This is a genomic window from Cytobacillus oceanisediminis (assembly GCF_004366035.1).
Classification (GTDB): domain Bacteria; phylum Bacillota; class Bacilli; order Bacillales; family Cytobacillaceae; genus Cytobacillus; species Cytobacillus oceanisediminis_C.
This window is the reverse complement of sequence record NZ_SOEE01000003.1, coordinates 331,379-349,213: the sequence shown is the minus strand read 5'-3', so window position 1 is coordinate 349,213 and position 17,835 is coordinate 331,379. Positions and strand designations below refer to the sequence as shown.

The following is a 17,835-nucleotide window of genomic DNA, read 5'->3' as shown; positions in this document are numbered from 1 at the left end:
AAGCTGGCGGATGTTAAAGAAGTGTAAATTATGTAAGAGTTTTATTAACTCAAAGCCAAATTAAATTAAATAGGTAAAGCAATCGCTCCTATATTTGATTCTCGAGACTTCCAGTACTGTTCCCGTCTCTTTGTCCATACAAAGGGACTCCAGGAGCAAAAGCGGAATCAAATTCGAGCATTGCAGGATTTTCCGTTCAGATTCATTCGGGAAAACCACACTCAGCTGACTTTGGCCCGAAGTGAATTCTTTATAGCCTTGCGTTTTGTAATAATGAAAAATAGAGGTAATTCCCGGTCCATCCCTATCAATTTGCGGAAAGACTGATTTGGCTGCATAGGATGTATGCAAGGCAATCGGGCAGCCGTCCACGATTCTTAATCTGGAAATTCTATAGACTTCATCCTGCAGATTGACTTTTAACGAATGATAGATATCAGATTCATAGGTGATTTTTTCAAAGCAAACATTCTGCGACCTGAAGTCAAACCCAAGCTCATTCATCTTTTCACTAAAGCTGATATTTCCTGTTAAAATCAGCGGAATCTGCTGTTTCCTATTTTGGACATAACTGCCCCTTCCCTGCTTTGAAAAAATGAATCCCAGATCCTGCAATTGTTCATACGCTTTCCGTACAACCATCCTTGGAATCCTATATTGATCTGCAAGCTCATTCTCAGAAGGAAGTTTTTCATTTGGTTTGTACTTCCCTTCCTTTATTTGGGTAATCAGCTCGTCTACCAGCAACATTTTTTCACTCATACAGTCAGCCCCTTTCGGAATCCAGAAACAATTTAAGTCTAAAAAAAGAGTTTATATGGAGAGTTACGTGAATGTAATGTTTTTATAAAAAATGAAAATGACCCAATCTTTTTAGTGACTGGGTCTTGTAAGGCTATGGTTTAGCTCCCAAATTTCCTGATGAAAGCTTCCGTATCATTTAATTCTTCAAAATGGGCTTCCAGCTTTTCTCTTGGCCAATCCCACCAGGCAATCTCGAACAGCTTTACAGCTGTTTCTTCAGTGAATCTTCTTTTCAACGGTTTAGCGGGCACGCCCGCTGCAATTGTATAGGGTTCAACATCCTTTGTAACAACAGCCCCGGAGCCGATGACTGCCCCCGTGCCGATTTCAACACCCTTCATGATGATGGCACCGTGGCCAATCCAAACATCATGGCCTATTTTAACCCGGTTTGTACGGCGCCAATCAAAAAATTCATGATCATCCTGATTGCCGAAGCCATAGTCGACTTTCCGATAGGTCATATGATGCTGGGTCACCCGGTCCATCGGATGCTGAACGGGATTAATGCATGCATGAGAAGCAATGGAACAAAACTTACCGATTTCTGCATAGTTGACTATTACATCATCCATCGTATAAGTGTAGTCGCCAAAATTTGATTCGATAATTTTATTTCTTTCCCCGATTGACGTCCATTCTCCCGCATAGCTGTCAATGATGAAGCTGGAATGATGTACAGCAGGTGAAACGGAGAGCTTTTCATCCTTTTTTGGTTTATAAATCATTGACATGTGCAAATCCCACTCCTCTTTATATGTGCTGCCTATAATCGCTGGCTTTTCAGTCTCTGCCTTCTTGCAGCTAATTCATGCACTCTCTCCACCCCCGGAGACATGCAGCCCAGCACAACCGGTTTCTCACCGTAAGTCCCATGAAAGTCGGAACCTCCAGTCATGGTCAATCCATATTGTATGGCCAGTTTCCTTGCCATTTCTTCATGCTGTTCATTATGAAGGGGATGCCAGACTTCTATCCCCTGCAGGCCGGCTTCAACCAGCTCAGGCACTTTTTCAAAATTTCCATATTGGCCAGGATGGGCAAGCACGGGCACACCGCCTGCTTCAAGAATTGCCTCAACAGCAAGCCTCGCATCCACATATTCCATCGGAATAAAAGCCACTCCTTTCGATTCTCCATTTTGACCGCGGCCAAATAATTTTTTGTATTGGGAACCATAAATAGAATCTGCATATCCAGTTTCAATAAGAGCTTCCATGATATGCTGCTTATAAACTCCGGTTCCACCCTCAGATAGCTCCAGACAGCGTTCCCATGTAATGCTGTAGCCTGCTGATATCAGCCTTTGAACCATTTCAAATGAAAGCTTATGCCTCCGCTCAATGATTGGCTGGCACAGCGTTTCTATTGCCTTATGCCCTGGTTCGATAAAATAGCCCAGAATGTGAACCCGGCGTGCCCTGTCAAAGTCAAAAGCAGAAATTTCAATACCGGGGATTACCTCCACTCCATACCTCTTTCCACGATCAATTGCTTCCTGCAGCCCTTTTGTCGTGTCATGGTTCGTAATGGCCAAGTGTGAAACCTCATTGGCAATGGCCAGATTCAATACCTCATCAATCGATAGCGGGCAATCAGATACATTCGTATGGCAATGCAGCTCTGCTTTCATTTTCATTCCTCCTATTCATAGCCTTTTTAAATAGAATAACTTGGTGCCAAGCCAGATAGGTTAATGGGATGTAAATTTCTGTTAAGAATTTGTAATTCCTATTATGGCTTTTTGTGGAACTGCCTTATTATAAGCCCGGCATTTAAGCAAATGGCCGATAGGTTGGAAAAGTGACCGATATTTCAGGAAAGTGACTGATATATGCTATTACTGACCGATAAACTTCCGAAAGTGGCCAATATCCCCATTTGGAAGACAGCTTTTTCAAAATCTTCACGAAAAAGGGCCAACTCCAAGAAAGCCGGCCCATTTCTGTTTTGTTATTTAGTTTTGCTGCTGTCTTCCTGGTTCTCTGCCAGCAATTCTTTTGTTGAGCTTTTAAATTCCCTCAAAGTCGAGCCGAATGCCCGGCCAATTTCCGGCAGCTTCGATGGGCCGAAAATGATAAGTGCGATAACTAATACTAATATTAATCCAGGTATACCTATATTTTGCAGCATGTTCTTCCCTCCTGCTGATTATTATTACTAATCGTCTTTATTAAACGGGATTTGCGGCAGCCATCGTTTTCGTCTTCCCTAAAGCTCTCAAAGGCTTCTTACATACATTCCCATAAGCATCCAGTGCATGCACCTCAATTTGATAGGCTGTATTAGCCTGTAATCCTTCAATTGTTAACGTTAAAGGGTTTGGCACAGGATCTTTATAGAATTCCGAGAATGCAAGAAATTCCTTCACGACTTCCTCTGAATTTGCATGTCTTGCCACTACCTTGTAGTCATGAACCAGCAGGTCATCCTTGGCTTGTGTAAACATAATGGCCATGCCAGTGGCTGTTGTCATTTCATGATTAATGGAAAGCATCGCATCTTTGGTAAAAAAAGGCGCCTTGTTATCTCTGTCTTCTGTATAAGAAAATTTCCGCTTATTTGCGGGATAGTTTATTTCAAATGGCTCTCCTGTCCAATCATTATGATGAATATCGCGGCGCCTGATCAGTACCTTATTATTATGAACCTCTACAATTAATGCCTGATTCAGGACATCTGCCCCTTCAGGCACTTCCCCTTGAATTCTGCCTGCGTCCAGCCACAAATAGGCGCCAGTTGAGGTTCCAATTGAAGTAAAATCCTTCTGGTGAATGATTCTCGGGTCATCAAGAGGATAGTGTGTATGACCGGAAAATGAGATGACTTGCGGATATTCTTTTAAAGTGTTGTAAAAAAGGTCTCTATTTTGATTAAAGCCCCATTCGCTCCCATAGACCGTCCCTTTAATCGGCTGATGGTGAAAGACAAAAATTGGCTTTTTCCAATCATCTTCATGCGCAATCTTCAGCTGCTCACCCAGCCAATTAATCTGTTCCGCGGAAAAGGTGCCCTCTGTCAATCCATCTTCTGTTCCCAGAATGATAAAATGGTAGCCTTTGATTACCTTGTGATAGCGGATAGATTCCATGCCTGTTTTTGCTAGGAATCGCTTTTGTGCATCTGCTGCTGATAAGCCATTCCAATAGTCATGATTCCCTATGGCAAACATGGAAACGGCACCTGGCTGTTTGTGGGTATTATAAGCTGACATAAACTTATCGAATTCGGATGCATATCCATAATCGGTTAAATCTCCTACAACCAAAAAAGCATCCTGCTTCGGAACAATCATATTCAGCTGTTCTAAAGTATTTATAAACTTTTCAAGTGTTTTAGTGCTGCTGTTATGAATATGAATGTCACTAATAACCGGGAAAACTAAATCCGGTTTCTTGCCAGCGGAGTTCATAATCGAAGCAGAAGAGGCAGCACTTGCTGTAATTAAATTAAGAGAGTTAGCAAGAGATAATCCAATTGTTGCACTGGCAGCTAAGGTCGTTTTCTGCAAAAAAGCACGGCGATCCATTTCTTTTTTAAATATATTTCCATCTCTTTGTCCAGTCCGATTATCCTTCATGATTTATAAACTCCTTCTCCTATTTTTTCAGACTCCTCTTAACACAGTCCTCTATTAAAAGCTGAGGCCTGCTTTAGCCTATTTTTTCTCCAGCGGCAGCGGATCAATGCTCTGGTCGTTGGCTGTTAAATCAATACCGAAGTCTTTGGCAAAAATCATATGTGTATCTGCTAAAACACCTTCATGATTTTCATCTAAATTAAACACTCTCGCTCCCCGAAGTCTGTTTCTGTCGGGGCCTGAAAGACCGTAAGTGCCAAAGCCGGTATTGCCGGCATATCCGAGCAGAATTCCATAGTAGCTGCCGCAATATGTATTAATATGATCATGGCCGCAGAATACTCCTTTCACATCCCCTCTATCCAGCATGGCTGTAAACAAGCCGCTGTTGATCGGGCCGGGGCACTCATCTTCATTGCGCTCTCCATTGATCTGATGCCTGGCCACAGCCAAATCATGCCCGGCCTGTGTTCTGCCGTCCACACTGCCCCACCACATAAAACGGTGTTCCCATAAAGGAATATGAATGAATACAAGTGAAGGCACTTTATAGCCATATCGCTTTTCTATTGCTTTGGATCTTTCATAATACCAATTGACCTGATTAAATCGCAGCCAATCCCATGTTGGATAGCCCTTGAAATCCTGGCCGGCGATTGTTTGAGGGGCATATCTGCCGCTGTCTAAAAGCCAGAGATTAAATGCTGCCTTATTCCCTTTGGATTTTTTGATCAATAGATTCATATTTCCTGTTCCCGAAAGGCCTTCTTGTCCAGGGGTGTTCATATTATGCTTGTATTTCATATAGAACTTGAGCATACCGCTCTCATCCATGCCGCTCTTTGGAGTTGAGTCCTCATCATGATTTCCAAACGTAGCCGCCCAGCGGATCCCCCTTTTTTCCATTGGCTGGACGACATTATTCATGGCTTGCTTCATTTCTAATTCTGTATCACATCCGCCTGTTATATTGTCACCATTTAAAACAACAAAATCAGGCTTCTCTGAATCAAGCACCTTTTCCATCAGCTGTATGGTCCGTCTGTCGATCCTTTCATCATCCTGCGTATCATTAAATTGTACAATTTTAAATTTCCCATCTGAATTGAAGGAAAGCCTTGGCCCATCCAGCTTTTCACTTATCTCTTCAGCTTGAACCCTGCTTTCGAATAATTCTCCAGGCAAGCCTGCAGCTGCCATGGTTAAAGCTAATGTCCCTGCTCCTCCCGCTTTAATAAATGCCCTTCTGTCCATTCCTTTGCTTTCATTTTCTTTCTTCATCAGACTTACCTCCATGAATTGATAAAAAATTTCCCCTACGGTTAAAATCCTAGAGTAAATCTATTAACGAAGTATTAATATCAATAGATTGTTTAGTAAAGAAAACAAAGGCAAAAAGAAAAACAAAAATATGATTTTCGATTATTCATCTAAGATTAATAGGAAGAAAGAAAGAAATTCGGGACTATACTCTCTTTGTATTCTTTTGTTTTCATTTCTGTTTTAAAACTTTTATATAAATTAATATTTTTGACCTCAATTTTTAAAACTTCAGCCCTATAATATCCATAACATGAAAGCGGGGGTACCAATAATGAAAAAAGGGTTCGTTGCGGAAAGGCACAGGAGGATTATCAGGGAATTAGAAATAAAGAATAAAGTGAGTGTAGCAGATCTCTCCAGAAAATTAGGTGTAACTCCAGAAACAATCCGGAGTGACTTGAGACGGCTTGAGAAGGGAAACAAATTGCGAAGAATTCATGGAGGAGCGATATGCTATTTTGGCTTAGAGAAGGAGCAGCAATTCAATAAAAGGATTGGTATAAGCCTTCCCGTCAAAAAGAAAATTGGTGAAGCTGCTGCAGGCTTTATTTCCGATGGAGAAACAATCGTTTTGGATGTCGGCTCCACAACACTTCATATTGCCGGTTCGATAGAAAATGTTGAGAATGTAACGATCGTAACCAATTCCCTGGCTGCCGCAGAAATATTAAATACAAGAATGGAAAATAAACTGTTTAATGGCAGGGTCATTCTGATTGGCGGGACCTTGAACCCCATGCAGCGCGCAACCTCAGGTTCACTAACTCATCAGATGCTGGAACACTTTTATTTTGACAAGGCCTTTATCTCATGTGGAGGAATGAACCGCGACGGAATATGCGATTATACTATTGATGAAGCAGCTGCCTCTTCGATCATGATAAACAGATCTAAACAGGTTTATGTGGCAGCCGATTCCTCAAAACTGAATCAAAGGGCATTTTTCCATATAAGCCCTTTTTCGGCTATTGATTTTGTCATTACTGATGCGGATTTGCCGCAGAATTGGCCTGAGGAGGAAATCAAGTCCAATGGGCTAAAATGGGTGAAAGTCTATACATAAAATTAAACGGAACTCTCGGGCCGCTGTTAGAAGGAGTGACTGAGAGTTCTCTTAAAAGAGGCCAATGAAAGCAAATGGAAAAATGGCAGTTAGAAGGATGATACTGACCAAAGACATCATTTTTGTAAAGCGAATGGCCCTTCCGATATCTCGGGCTCTTCCTTATACATCCACCGCTTTCCCTACAGCAGGCTTTCTTCCGGATCATAATAACTCCAGATCAGCACCCCGTATACAGGAATAAATAAGATAAACATCAATATGAAATCTGTCATCATCTCAGCCCCTTCGCTTTCATTTTACCTTTTAGCTGCTTTTGGTTTCATCTCTATCCGGATTGTTTATTTCCTTCTAAAACGGAAACATTAAAAACATACGGAAAAAGGGAGGCAAATGATATGAGCGAAAAAACTCCACAGGATGTAAACCGCATTCAGGAAGAAGCACAAAAACAGGATCGTGAAGCGAAGAAAGCACAGGAAATTGTGGAAGATGCCATTTCCAAAATGACTCCGCAGCGGCAGTATGAAAAAGAGAAGGAACAGAATAAACGATAAAATGGAAAAGCCTTATTCCTGCCCGAAATGCAGTGATAAGGCTTCCATCCTTATTGAATTTTTATGTACACACCTTCCTTAGCTTTTTCATATGCTTTTTGTCCACTGTTTTTAACATCATCTGATAGGCTGGATGCCCTGATGAGCTTGCTGTTAATCATAACGGAAGGATCAATCAATCTGATTTTCCCTTTGAAATGAATATCGTAGTCTAACTTGTTTTCTTCTGCCCTGACGTTATGTTCCATTTTTTCAAGCAGACGCCTTACTTCCTGGTCCCCTGATTCCCACATTTTCATTAATACCTCTTCATCTTTGCCAAGGAGATCACCCAAATGAATAATTTCTTTTTCCAGAGATCTTTTTAGGGCCTTTGCAAGTGAGTCATTTGCAAAAATATTTAAGGGTTTCATGAAGAAATCAATAACTTCTTTATAGTAAGTTTTTACGAACCACTCAGCTGCCTGCAGGTCAGAAATATATATCTGACCGTCAACAACGATCAAATGGTTCAGAAATCTGTGTGCCTCACCTAAAGAAATATAGCCATATCGGTACATATCCCGTAACGTGTAGTCCAGCCGGTCTGCACAAAGTTCGGGTGCAGGCTGTTCTAATAATGTCCATTGTGAATCTTCAAAAAGGATCCTTTCATAATCAAGATGATGGCTTTTCAAAATGGCCGGGATCTCAGATTCAAGGACAACACGTTCAAAAATATGTTCATGATAATCTTCTGCTTCATTTTCCAAAACCCCATCAACCACATGGGAAAAGGCAGTATGAGAAACATCATGAAGCAAACCGGCAATCTGCTCTTCCACAGATCCACCCAGTTTCCTTATTAACAGCATCACGCCTAATGAATGTTCATACCTTGTTACATTCCATTTTTCATTGACAAGATAGCCTGCTCCGCCCTGGTGTACACCCATTAACCTTTGCACCGGCCTGCTGCTGATTAATTCTTCCAGCACGTGTTCAAGCTTGTATTCTCCATATAGCTCATCTTTAATCAGCATAAATCCTCCTGCTTTGATAAATATGTACCTATATTATATATGTTTTAAAGAAAAAAGCCTTAATCCCTGCAGGAATAAGGCTTTCATTTTCCCCGGACCCTTTTTTGTTCGGCTGCCTGCATGTAATGCATAGGTAAATAGGTAATAAAAAAGACAATCAGCGCAGCAGCTTCAAGTGCTGCATAGTACCAGACACCGTTCCCGAAAAACGACAGAAGCGTTTTAGTTTCTGTCGGGCTGGCCAAATAAAAGAAATTAGTACCAAGCAGCTTATTTAAAAAGAAGACTGGCACCGCAATTACGTTGAGTGTTAAAAAGCCTGTCAGCACTGCTTTTTTAGGCACCCTGTATCCTTCAAACAGAATAAAATATAATACGGCAAGCGGAATGGCTGAATGATGAAGAAAGTATTTGATGTAGCGGTAATGAGGAAATTGGTAAACCATATCAGGTGTCACCATGCTTAAAATGGGAGGTATTGTTCCAATAAAATAAAGCAGCCAAAAAGCCTTTTCAGCAGGCTTTAAAAACAAGTAAAGAGCAATGAAAGTGCTCAAAGAGCAAAGCTGGAGCGGCAGATCTGCCACATCCCACTGATTTGTCAGAATCAGCCATATATGATGCGTCACTTCACAAGCCAGCAGTGCACCAAACAGCGACCATTTTATAATTTTATGATAGGCCCTTAGCGCCTGCCTGTAATATACAAGCCACCAGGCGGAAAAAAAGAAAAGAAACAGTGTAACCAGGTGTATAACCGAAAACATTTCAAACCCCTGCATACCCGTTACCGAAAACATGATGTCATCACCCCTCAATAGGCATTGAAGTGCTGTTTGATTCATTGTATTCACAGTGAGGAAAATTAACACGGTTAATATGCGGAAAAACCGGATTTTATGCCCGCCAATAAGGAAAATTATGTTAATCTTTTAGTAAAAGGGTAAGGGGATTGTAATGAATTTTAAGTCTCCTCTTTTGTTCATTAACGTCGTTGCTTTACTTGGTTTCCTTTGGATAACCGGCTTCTTCGGAATCTGGATACATGGAATAAAGGCTGTTTCGGAAGATGCTGGGGATATTTTTACTCAAGCCTATCCTGTTGAAGGTAATTACACTGTAAAAATAAGTTTAAGCAATTTGGAAAAAAATGAGGGAAAGGTTCTTTATGAGGAAGAAAACAATAAGATTTACGTTTCAGAGGTATTTATCGACACAAATTCAAATTATCAGGTGGTTTTTCGCTCCAGCGGTAACTATAATTTCAGTGGGGCAACCTTGGTTTCCGGAATTGAACACGCCAGACAAAATAATGGATATACAGATATCCTGCAGGCAAAAGCTACTGTAGCTTATCAGGGACGAACATTTGAATTATTTCCTGCGGGCTCAGCTCCATTAAAATACAAGGATGGGGATGAATTCAGTTTCTATTTATATGCTTCAGATGTTGATCCCGAAAATGAAGAGGCTGTTGAGATTACTCTTTCAAACCTTTATATCAATTTTTGGGCAAGAAAACCCAATCTGTAAAATCAAAAAAATAGCAGAGTAAATTCATTTCGAATTACTCTGCTATTTTTCTTTCCTCACCCATGCAGTTCTTCAAAAGCCTGATACACATTGGCTTTTACCTGAATGCCATTCAGCTTTATGCCGAGCGAGACAATCGTCTGGGCCACTTCTGGACGGATTCCGGTAATAATCGTTTTTACCCCAATCAGTGCGAGTGCTTCAATTACTTTAAACAGCTGATCTGCCACCATCGTATCAACAATCATCACGCCTGAAATGTCTAAAATTAAATGCGACAGCTTCAGGTTCGCAGACTGCTTTAACGTTTCTTCCATCAGAAGCCGCGCTCTCTCTGTATCAATGTTGCCAATTAGCGGCAGGATGCCAACTCCTTTTGAAAGCGGGACAACCGGGACTGATAACTCAAGAAAAGCCTGCTTTGCATTTTCGAGTGTTACCTGATGGTATTTAACATAAGACATGCTGAAACAATGGATGGAATGATCCAGCAGGGGATCTATCAAATAGATTACCTTAAAAACCTCTGATGCTGGCATCTCAAGCTCCATCATAGATTCCTCTAAAGATTTCCAGATATGTTTCCTATAAAAACCCGCATCCTTTAACGCTTCATCCAAGGGGATTCCAAGCTTAAAGAAATACTCTCCTGTCTCCTTGCACCATTTCTCAATCTTTTCCATCATTTTATCTTTATTTTCATGGTTCAGCAATGCTTCACCGAACAACCCAATAAACTCAGCACGAATATGAATAATCTGCGCTTCCATTTTGTCAGCCTGCATTCTCTCGATTTCCGTCATCTCAACATCGCTCATTCGATCCTTATGCAGTTTTTCTGCTATCATATCTTTCTCTCTTAAAATCTTTTCCCCTAAAAGACGCATCTGATTACTCATGTTCTCCCCCTATAGTACTTTGATTTAATCTATTAAGAATGGGTCCGATTCATCCTAAACATATCTCTTTACCCGAGCATGTTTTTGAATAAACATCTGAATTTAAAATTATTGGAGGTAAGTGAGGAAGAGTGGTGATTAACTGTGAATTTTCTTTGGTTCGCGGCCTTACCGTCGTTATTCATTTCGATCAACTACCAGTTTCGCTGAGCATCCCGCTTTTTCGTCGTTATTCGCTCTGTTTAACTACCAGTTTCGCTGAGCATTCCGATTTTTCGTAGTTATTTGCTCTAATTAACTACCAGTTTCGCTGAGCATTTCGCTTTTTCGTCGTTATTCGCTCTGTTTAACTACCAGTTTCGCTGAGCATTTCGCTTTTCGTCGTTATTAGCCCTGATTAACTACCAGTTTCGCTGAGCATTCCGCTTTTTCGTCGTTATTCGCTCTGTTTAACTACCAGTTTCGCTGGGCATTCCGTTATTTCGTCGTTATTCGCTCTGTTTAACTACCAGTTTCGCTGAGCATTTCGCTTTTTCGTCGTTATTCGCTCTGATTAACTACCAGTTTCGCTGAGCATTCCGCTTTTTCGTCGTTATTCGCTCTGATTAACTACCAGTTTCGCTGAGCATTTCGCTTTTTCGTCGTTATTCGCTCTGTTTAACTACCAGTTTCGCTGGGCATTCCGTTATTTCGTCGTTATTCGCTCTGTTTAACTACCAGTTTCGCTGAGCATTTCGCTTTTTCGTCGTTATTCGCTCTGATTAACTACCAGTTTCGCTGAGCATTCCGCTTTTTCGTCGTTATTCGCTCTGATTAACTACCAGTTTCGCTGAGCATTTCGCTTTTTCGTCGTTATTCGCTCTGTTTAACTACCAGTTTCGCTGGGCATTCCGTTATTTCGTCGTTATTCGCTCTGTTTAACTACCAGTTTCGCTGAGCATTTCGCTTTTTCGTCGTTATTAGCTCTGTTTAACTACGCTGGGCATTTCGCTTTTTCGGCGTTATTCGCTCTGATTAACTACCATTCTTGCTGAGCTTTCCGATTTTCGTCGTTATTCATCCTGTTTAACTACCAGTTTCGTTGAGCACTCCGCTTTTTCGTCGTTATTCATCCTGTTTAACTACCAGTTTCGTTGAGCACTCCGCTTTTTCGTCGTTATTCGCTCTGATTTTTTACCACTTTTCCTGATCTATGGATTATTCGTCGTTATCGCTGTGTCCATGGCTGCGATTTCCCAGCCCACTCCTATTTCTCGTCGCTATCCCCCGCAAAACCCACAACGCCACATGCCGTCACCACCTCTGTCCGCCCATTTTCACAATGGACACTCACCTGCCTTATCCCATTTTGAATATAGTGTAGGAGTCAGAAGGGGGTGACTAAGATCAACAGTCTATATACTGCGAACTCCTCCGGTATGCATAGTTTAGAAGATTGGCAGCAGCTTGCTTTTGATAGATTTCAGACAAAGATGACGGATAAAGAAAGGCCTTTTCCCTGCATACCTGCAACTATCGGGTTTGCCAAAAACCAGCTCCGTTATGGGTTTGCAGATGACCCAAGGGATCCGGCCGCCATTCAGCAAACCGCAGACATACTGAAGGAATTCTCTGTACATTCAAGAGAGTTCGGAAGCTACACTTCGCTGATCATTTTTTACAAAACAAGGGATAAATTGAGTGTGGAGGAATATGAACAGCTCTTTTGGGAACAGCTCACAGGGTTAGCTGAGATGGATAATGCTGAGTGGCCAAACGAAATCCCAAAAGACCCGCATGATCCACTTTGGGAGTTTTGCTTTCACGGAGAAAAGTACTTTGTCTATTGTGCCACCCCTGCGCATAAAAATCGGCAGAGCCGGCATTTTGATACGATGATGCTCGCCATCACACCGAGGTGGGTACTGCAAGAGTTTATGAAAAAAGGACGCTTAGCATCACGAATTAAAAGTCAGGTCCACAAACGGCTTCAAAAATATGACAACATTGCGATACACCCGGATTTGAACAGTTATGGAGCCGATGACAACTTCGAATGGAAACAATATTTTCTTCGTGACGATGACACCACAATTTCTAAATGCCCCTTTCATCGTCTCCAGGGAAATTCCAAGAATAAATAGGAGGACAGAAGCCGCTTCTGTTCTCTATTTGTTTTTTCTATTGATATAAAGAGTGCCATCCTGCTGGACTTGTGCAAAAAATACATCTTCGGATGAGTGGATCTTCGCTTTTTGCAGTTCCCTGTCAAGCCAGTTGTTGTCTAATTTTAATTTAGAAAGATTTTTTGAATTGACCTTTCCATCTGCTATGACTTCTGTAGGTAAAGGAATGAGATCTTTTATTGGACTCATAATATTTAAATCATTTTTGGTAACAGGCTGTTGACTTTCCTTTTTCAAAACGGACAACTCTCCGTTTGTTTCCAGGATCGCGTAATCGACATCGTTAAGGGAAAATATGTCCTTTTGCCTTAATAACGCCTGCAGTTCATCCAGGTCCACCCTCGATATTTTGAGCGCCCTTTCCATTATCCTGCCAGCTTTTATGACTATTAATGGCTCACCTGTTGTGACTGTCCTCCCCTGTTTCGACTTAAGGTCAATCATGTCCATAAGGATGGTAAAAAGTGTCCAGACAATCAGTGCAATTACTCCATCTTTAATGCGGGTACTCTCATTCACAGCAAGATTTCCGGCGATAGACCCGATTCCAATTGCTGTAGCCCAGTTGAAAAAGGTCATTTGCCCAATTTCCTTGCGTCCCATCAGTCTGGCTAATAAGAAAAGTACTAGAAATGAGATAGTTACACGAAGGATCGTCTCGTTTACCGTCATAAAAATTCACCCCACACATTATGGGCCTGCGCCTTCAGAACAGCTGCCAGAGCCCTTTAAATCAATTCCCCTATCACTTCATCGGCTGTCACAATCACTGCAAACTCTTTATGCAAAGCAGCCAGCTCCAATTCTTGTACCGTCTCCGCGGGATGGACTGTCCCCAGATGATCGGTGATTTCAAAAGCGGCAATCGCATCCGACACCAAATAGGTAACAAAGCCAAGATTTCCGCTCATTCTGGCTGTAGTTGAAACACAATGCTGTGTTGACAGGCCGGTGATGACAACAGACTTGATCCCCCTCTGCCGAAGATGGATCTCAAGCTCCGTGCCTATGAATGCACTGTTCACATTCTTTGTAAAAACCTTTTCCCCTGCTTTAGGAGCCAATAGGTCTTTAAATTGAATTCCCTGCTCATTTTTATGAAAAAGAGGTGATTGCGGGTCCAGAGACAAGTGCTTTGAAAAGCAAATGGGCCACTGCCGTTTCCTCCATTCTGTCAGCAGGCGGAACGCATTGTTTTCAGCCTGGGGATTGTTTCGCTTCACCCAATACGGATCATCAAAGCCTTTTTGCATATCTAATACCATTAATGCTGGTGCATTAGCAAATTGAATCATCTCACGTCCTCCAAAAAGGATATTTATTTATTTTACTCTGGCGACTGCGTTTGCAAGATGCTCCCAGAGGATTGCTTCAACCTGTTTCCCTTCTTCTTCCTGGCAGCCAATAATAAGAATAACCTCTGACTTTGCTCCTTTTAACAGCCGCTTATTTCTAGTCCTTAGCTTTAAAAGGATGAAATCAATCGCAAAGCCAAGCAGAAATCCGGCCGCAGCCCCAATCATGCCCCAATAAATTGGCCCCCATTCCAATATAAATCCTCTGCTGGCTCCAACAACCGAGAACATTACCGCCAGTACCATCCCTTTATTTATAAGTGATACTCCATCTGACTGGTGAATCGAGTCTATCATCCTTGGTTCTTCCGTCCGATTATCCAGCGGGACCGAGTATATGTCGGTTATTCCCTGCTGTTCCAGCTTCCTGATTGCAAGTTCAAGATAGGGTGAATGGTCAAATGTTGCAAATACCTGCATTTACTTCACCTTCATACCTTTCTTTAAATGGAATGAATTCGATTGGTAATACTTTCTCAAAAACTTCTTCTGCTCGGTATCGTATAATTTATTGTTTTCAACAACATTCATATAGGTATCATAAATTGTAAAAAAATAAAATGAAGGCAGATAAAGCAGCCACTGTGCATTTAACACTTGAGATGATTTTTTAAGATCCCCTATCAGCAGGTAATGGAATGCTTCAATAAAATGAGAAAAATGCACAAGTACCACCGTCATAACCAATGTAAAAAAAGCGCTGAAAATTCTGTGGATGTACAATTGGCCAAGGCTTGGGATGGTCATTGACCAAAGAACAGCGGATATTGGGTCTCTCTTATCCAGGTAATTGATTTCAAATGGTTTTATCACTAATCGCTCAATTGCCTTAGCGTCTTTTTCGTTCAGCAGAAAAATTTTATTCATGTCTACAGTCGTCCGGTAACTATCCCAGATGGCGAAAATATATACAGGTATATACAGGTGCATGTATCTGATATCTATTACCTCTTTTGCTTTTTGAATATCCCCTATGAAGCTATAAACCATTGCAGAATTCAAATGGATCATTTGGTTTATGAATAATTCCCAAATAACCAGGGAAAACCCCCTCAAAAATTTGTTTAATAGCAGATGTCCATAACCTGGAAACACCACTGACCACATTGCGATAATATATGGATTCCGCAAATGGATTTGTGTTGTACCAAAAATACTTAAATGGGAAAGCTTTGAAGCCTCTTTCTGGTTCCTGAATATAAGAGCCATAATTCTCCTCCCAAGACAGCGAAAATCATTATGGCTATTTTCTGCAAAAAGATTTTTTTCATACTTTATCCAGTATGCTAGTTCAATGCAAAATCATTACCTTGTGCCCTCACCATTCAACTGTAAACAAAAGTTGATCTTAAGTTTATTTTCATTTTGTAAGATAGGCATTGAAATAAATTTAGGAGGCATTCATGTGAAAAAACTGCTGCATTCGATTACAGATTGGGTTTCCACCAAACCGGGAATGTGGATTACCATTATCGCCTGGCTTGTGCTGATGATTGGCTTAAGTGCAGGTCCAAAGCTTGGCGATTATAAAACAAATAATTTCCAGTCACTTCCTGATGAGGCGAAATCCATTATTGCCGAAAATAAAACCGAGGAATATTTTCCAAACAAACAAGGAACTCCTGGCATCCTGGTTTTCCATAATGAAAATGGCGAGGTGAATATCGAAGAAGCTAAACAGATATTAGATGGAATCATGCTGGAGGACATCGATGGAATCAAGACGATTATCGATATCAGCAAGCTTCCTCCTCAAGCCTTGGGTTCTTTCATTTCTGAAGACAAGTCCACGATGATTGTGCCGATGGAGCTTGAAAACGGACTTGGCAATGACCAGTATTCCAAAATTAACGACCATGCTTCTGAAACAGGCAATAAAATTGCAGAGGATCTCGAGAGTACTGCGTTTTATATTACTGGCCCGGCCGGTATAGCGGGAGACACGGTTAAACTTTTTGAACAGGCGGACTTTGTTCTGCTGATTGCCACCGTTCTTATCATTCTAGTATTGCTTATAGCGATTTACCGCTCACCATTGCTTGCAGTTATACCGCTTCTGGCAACGGCGATTGTCTACCAGGTCGTAAACCAGAGCATAGCTTTAATGGGTGCTGGCGGACTTGAGGTCAATAACCAGACAACCTCGATCATGAGTATTTTGCTGTTTGCTGCTGTCATTGATTATTCATTATTTGTTTTCTCCCGTTATCGGGAGGAGCTCAACCATTACGAAAACAAATATATAGCGATGAAGCATGCGATGCGCGCAACAGGCGAGCCTGTTTTCTTTGCGGGCGGAACCGTTCTTGCTGCTATGCTGGTTCTGTTCTTCGCGGATTTCCGGGATTATCAGAACTTTGCTCCTATTTTTGGAACTGCCATGTTCTTTATCATGCTCGCGTCCGTTACGCTGGTTCCTGCTTTATTCACCCTGTTCGGGCGTAAGGCTTTTTGGCCGAAAGTTCCTCAATACGGAACGGAAACGGAAGTTAAACATAAAGTCTGGGGACCGCTTGCCAGATTTGTGGTGAATAAGCCTGGTCTCTCTGGCGGTATGGTCGGCATTTTTATGCTCATCACAGCGCTTAATATCTTTAACCTAGATTATGAATTTGATATGGTAAAAAAATTCCCGGATGACCTGCCGTCCCGTGTCGGCTATGAAATTGTGGAATCCAGATTTGACAAAGGAGAACTGGCTCCTTCGACACTTCTGATTGTCAGTGATCAAAAATTGGAAGAAACCGATGCAATTGCAATATCTGATAAGCTGCAGGGATATGATGAAATAGCCTCTGTCCGCCTTTCAGCATTTTCAGAAGACGGCAAGGCTGCTAAAATCAGTGTCGCTTTATCCATTAATCCCTATTCGACTGAAGCCATAACCTTTATGGAAAAATTGCGTGACGACACACCGGAGCTGCTGAAAGAAGCCGGCGTGGAAGCTGAATCTTACTACAGCGGGGTCACTGCGAAAATAGTGGACGAACAGGATATCAACAACGGTGATATAATAAAAATTGTTCTGCTGGAGACGGTTCTGATTCTTGCGCTGTTATTTGCGCTTACGAAATCCATAAAGATGCCGATCTATATGATGGCAACCATTCTGCTTTCATTTGTCTCAGCTTTAGGACTGGGGATATTCCTTGTTGATGTATTATTCGGCTTTGAATCCATCAGTTCGCGTGTTCCTGTTTATTCATTCATTTTCCTTGTAGCATTGGGCATTGATTATAACATCATCCTTGTTTCACGCTTTATCGAGGAAAGGAAGACACATAGAATCAAGGACGCTCTTGAAATTGCCATCCGGAATACCGGAGGCGTCATTTCTTCAGCTGGCCTCATTCTGGCAGCTACATTTGCTGCCCTGATGACCATGCCGATAGCGGACCTATTCGTTTTTGGATTCATCGTTGCCATGGGAATATTGATTGACACCTTCCTTGTTAGAGGAATGCTGCTTCCGGCATTAATTCTGTTTTTTGAAAAAGACAAGGAGACTTCCCGGCAAAAAATTTCGGAATAGAG

At 41.6% G+C, this 17,835-nt stretch carries 18 protein-coding genes; 5 read left to right on the top strand and 13 right to left on the bottom strand.

Going from position 1 to position 17,835, the window contains the following annotated elements; translation table 11 throughout:
- Positions 1-60: 60 nt before the first annotated feature.
- The 6 genes from DFO72_RS09995 to DFO72_RS09970 form a co-directional block, all read right to left on the bottom strand.
- Complete coding sequence (locus DFO72_RS09995; protein ID WP_113881553.1) at positions 61-762, bottom strand: GntR family transcriptional regulator; 702 nt, start codon at positions 760-762, stop codon at positions 61-63.
- A 140-nt stretch (positions 763-902) separates the two neighbouring features.
- Complete coding sequence (locus DFO72_RS09990; RefSeq protein WP_113881552.1) at positions 903-1,538, bottom strand: DapH/DapD/GlmU-related protein; 636 nt, start codon at positions 1,536-1,538, stop codon at positions 903-905.
- Between the two features lie 32 nt (positions 1,539-1,570).
- On the bottom strand, positions 1,571-2,437 hold the full coding sequence (locus DFO72_RS09985; RefSeq protein ID WP_113881551.1) for a PHP domain-containing protein: 867 nt from the start codon (positions 2,435-2,437) through the stop codon (positions 1,571-1,573).
- Between the two features lie 320 nt (positions 2,438-2,757).
- A complete protein-coding gene (locus tag DFO72_RS09980; RefSeq protein WP_113881550.1) occupies positions 2,758-2,937 on the bottom strand; it encodes a twin-arginine translocase TatA/TatE family subunit in 180 nt (59 codons plus the stop codon).
- Positions 2,938-2,977: 40 nt separating this feature from the next.
- Positions 2,978-4,384: a metallophosphoesterase gene (locus DFO72_RS09975; RefSeq protein ID WP_113881549.1), complete on the bottom strand. Its 1,407-nt coding sequence runs from the start codon at positions 4,382-4,384 to the stop codon at positions 2,978-2,980.
- 78 nt (positions 4,385-4,462) lie between these two features.
- Entirely contained in the window at positions 4,463-5,665 is a 1,203-nt protein-coding gene (locus DFO72_RS09970; RefSeq protein ID WP_113881548.1) for a metallophosphoesterase family protein, read from the bottom strand.
- A 313-nt stretch (positions 5,666-5,978) separates the two neighbouring features.
- Here DFO72_RS09970 and DFO72_RS09965 point away from each other — a divergent pair, with 313 nt between their 5' ends.
- Positions 5,979-6,770, top strand: a complete 792-nt coding sequence (locus DFO72_RS09965) for a DeoR/GlpR family DNA-binding transcription regulator (RefSeq protein WP_113881547.1) — start codon at positions 5,979-5,981, stop codon at positions 6,768-6,770.
- Between the two features lie 398 nt (positions 6,771-7,168).
- The gene (locus tag DFO72_RS29430; protein WP_166672456.1) at positions 7,169-7,327 is read left to right on the top strand and encodes a DUF1682 domain-containing protein; all 159 of its coding nucleotides are present in this window, start codon (positions 7,169-7,171) and stop codon (positions 7,325-7,327) included.
- 50 nt (positions 7,328-7,377) lie between these two features.
- Here the strand turns inward: DFO72_RS29430 and DFO72_RS09955 are convergent, their stop codons facing one another.
- Together DFO72_RS09955 and DFO72_RS09950 are read right to left on the bottom strand one after the other, a co-directional pair.
- Complete coding sequence (locus DFO72_RS09955; RefSeq protein ID WP_113881546.1) at positions 7,378-8,349, bottom strand: HD domain-containing protein; 972 nt, start codon at positions 8,347-8,349, stop codon at positions 7,378-7,380.
- Between the two features lie 83 nt (positions 8,350-8,432).
- Positions 8,433-9,149 carry a TIGR02206 family membrane protein gene (locus DFO72_RS09950; RefSeq protein WP_113881545.1) on the bottom strand — a complete coding sequence of 239 codons (717 nt, stop codon included), beginning with the start codon at positions 9,147-9,149 and terminating at the stop codon, positions 8,433-8,435.
- A gap of 157 nt (positions 9,150-9,306) precedes the next feature.
- On the opposite strand from DFO72_RS09950, the gene DFO72_RS09945 reads away from it, so the two are divergent.
- Positions 9,307-9,882, top strand: a complete 576-nt coding sequence (locus DFO72_RS09945) for a hypothetical protein (protein ID WP_113881544.1) — start codon at positions 9,307-9,309, stop codon at positions 9,880-9,882.
- A 56-nt stretch (positions 9,883-9,938) separates the two neighbouring features.
- Here DFO72_RS09945 and DFO72_RS09940 read toward each other — a convergent pair whose 3' ends face one another.
- On the bottom strand, positions 9,939-10,781 hold the full coding sequence (locus tag DFO72_RS09940; protein WP_113881543.1) for an STAS domain-containing protein: 843 nt from the start codon (positions 10,779-10,781) through the stop codon (positions 9,939-9,941).
- 1,385 nt (positions 10,782-12,166) lie between these two features.
- Between DFO72_RS09940 and DFO72_RS09935 the strand changes: the two genes are divergently transcribed.
- Positions 12,167-12,904: a YqcI/YcgG family protein gene (locus tag DFO72_RS09935; protein ID WP_395858155.1), complete on the top strand. Its 738-nt coding sequence runs from the start codon at positions 12,167-12,169 to the stop codon at positions 12,902-12,904.
- Between the two features lie 24 nt (positions 12,905-12,928).
- Here DFO72_RS09935 and DFO72_RS09930 read toward each other — a convergent pair whose 3' ends face one another.
- Genes DFO72_RS09930 through DFO72_RS09915 form a run of 4 tightly spaced genes read right to left on the bottom strand, consistent with a single transcriptional unit; the run spans position 12,929 to position 15,510 of the window.
- Positions 12,929-13,618: a YetF domain-containing protein gene (locus tag DFO72_RS09930; RefSeq protein ID WP_113881541.1), complete on the bottom strand. Its 690-nt coding sequence runs from the start codon at positions 13,616-13,618 to the stop codon at positions 12,929-12,931.
- A 56-nt stretch (positions 13,619-13,674) separates the two neighbouring features.
- A complete protein-coding gene (locus tag DFO72_RS09925; RefSeq protein WP_113881540.1) occupies positions 13,675-14,241 on the bottom strand; it encodes a cysteine hydrolase family protein in 567 nt (188 codons plus the stop codon).
- 27 nt (positions 14,242-14,268) lie between these two features.
- Positions 14,269-14,721, bottom strand: a complete 453-nt coding sequence (locus DFO72_RS09920) for a hypothetical protein (protein WP_113881539.1) — start codon at positions 14,719-14,721, stop codon at positions 14,269-14,271.
- Complete coding sequence (locus DFO72_RS09915) at positions 14,722-15,510, bottom strand: hypothetical protein (protein WP_113881538.1); 789 nt, start codon at positions 15,508-15,510, stop codon at positions 14,722-14,724. It lies immediately after the preceding gene.
- A 196-nt stretch (positions 15,511-15,706) separates the two neighbouring features.
- Here DFO72_RS09915 and DFO72_RS09910 point away from each other — a divergent pair, with 196 nt between their 5' ends.
- Entirely contained in the window at positions 15,707-17,833 is a 2,127-nt protein-coding gene (locus DFO72_RS09910; RefSeq protein ID WP_113881537.1) for an MMPL family transporter, read from the top strand.
- Positions 17,834-17,835: the final 2 nt, after the last annotated feature.